Raw genomic sequence first — 1,460 nt, forward strand, 5'->3', positions numbered from 1 at the left:
CCGCCAGCACCCGCACCGGAGAAATCGACCCCGAACACAGGTACACGAGGGTCCCACGGAAACGCTCAAAATTGATGATGCCCGCAGACACGATGCAGACCGACCACATGCCCACGATGCCCGCGCGGGTCCACGCGAGGGTCGGGTCGACGGAGTGACCCTCGGAGCTCTGCGCCGCCGCGTGCACGGCGAGTGCCTGGAGGATAACCGATCCGAGTACCGTACTGATGAGCAGCTGAATAAAGTACGGGACCGTCAGGAACTGGCGCAGGCTAAAGCCCATGAGCCGCAGCTGCCGGGCGCACTCCTGCATCAGGTCGTACTGCCGGTCCTGCTGCTGGGACTCTTCCGAGCGTCGCGTCTTCACGTTCATCGCTTGAGCCCCTCCGCCATCGCCAGGTAGGCCTCCTCCAAGGTTGCCGGGCGCGTGTAGGGCTCGGTCCTCGCCCCAATGTTCGAGGCGGCGAGCCCCTCCGCGAGGATACGGTGCGCCTCACCCGCCTCGAACGTGGCGCGCTCGCCGTGCCAGTAGAGAGTCAGCTCCCAGCCGGAACCACGCGGGGCGAAGAGCACCGCAGCCCGCTCGCCGAGGAATCCGCGGAGCGTATCAAGCCCCTCGGTGGCGGTGGCCTCAACCTGCACCACGGTTGTGGCGGCAATACCGGCGTGTGCGGCAACGTCCTCGAGGGTGCCGCTCACGGCAACAGAACCGGCGCCCAAAACGGTGATGGTATGCGCCAGGTCCTCGATTTCGCCCAGTAGGTGACTCGTCAGCAGGACGGCGGCGCCGTCCTCCGCGAGGGAGTGGATGAGAGTTCGCACGGTCAAGGCGATGTCGGGGTCGAGCCCGTTGGTCGGCTCATCCAGCAGGAGCAGGGAGGGGGAACCGAGCAGCGCCCTGGCGATGTGTAGGCGCTGCTTCATGCCGCGAGAAAACTCCTGGACGGGCCGCGTCGCAGCGTCGGTGAGTTCCACTCGAGCTAGGGCATGCTCCACTTCGTGTCGTCGAGCTCGCCCGGAAACCCCCGCAACATCGGCGAAGAACAGCAGGTTATCGCGGGCACTGGCGCGCGGGTAGAAGCCGTTCTCCCCGCCCAACGCGAGACCCACGTGACGGCGTGCCCGCTGCGGGTGAGCGATGGCGTCAACACCGTTCACGGTGAGGCTACCGCTGGTGGGGGTGAGCAGGGTCGAGCACATCTGCACGGTCGTCGTTTTGCCCGCACCGTTGGGGCCGAGAAGAGCGTGAATCTCGCCGGAGCTGATGCGAAGGGACACACGGTCGACGGCGGTGAAGGCGCGTTCGCCTGTGCCAAAGATGCGGCTAAGCTGCGCCGCATCGAGAACGAGAGACATGATGGACAAACCTTTGAAGTCGGTTTTCCGGCTTCTGCGCCGGAAGGGTACGCGAGGGGGACGTGTGCGAAGCCCCGCACGAGTGTATGCGTAGTCCCAGTGTA

1 protein-coding gene and 1 pseudogene are annotated in these 1,460 nt (G+C 65.8%); both read right to left on the reverse strand.

Translation table 11 applies throughout. The features are described from left to right. A pseudogene (locus Q0216_RS00045) lies at positions 1 to 373 on the reverse strand (hypothetical protein); the annotation flags it as partial. Beyond that, the gene (locus Q0216_RS00050; RefSeq protein ID WP_298591816.1) at positions 370 to 1,356 is read right to left on the reverse strand and encodes an ABC transporter ATP-binding protein; all 987 of its coding nucleotides are present in this window, start codon (positions 1,354 to 1,356) and stop codon (positions 370 to 372) included. The pseudogene Q0216_RS00045 and the gene Q0216_RS00050, both read right to left, overlap by 4 nt. Positions 1,357 to 1,460 lie beyond the last annotated feature (104 nt).

This window comes from uncultured Rothia sp. (genome assembly GCF_937976295.1).
Classification (GTDB): domain Bacteria; phylum Actinomycetota; class Actinomycetes; order Actinomycetales; family Micrococcaceae; genus Rothia.

Excerpts from the sequence above, each read along its gene's own strand:
- Q0216_RS00050 (WP_298591816.1), bottom strand. The coding sequence starts at position 1,356 with ATGTCTCTCGTTCTCGATGCGGCGCAGCTTAGCCGCATCTTTGGCACA.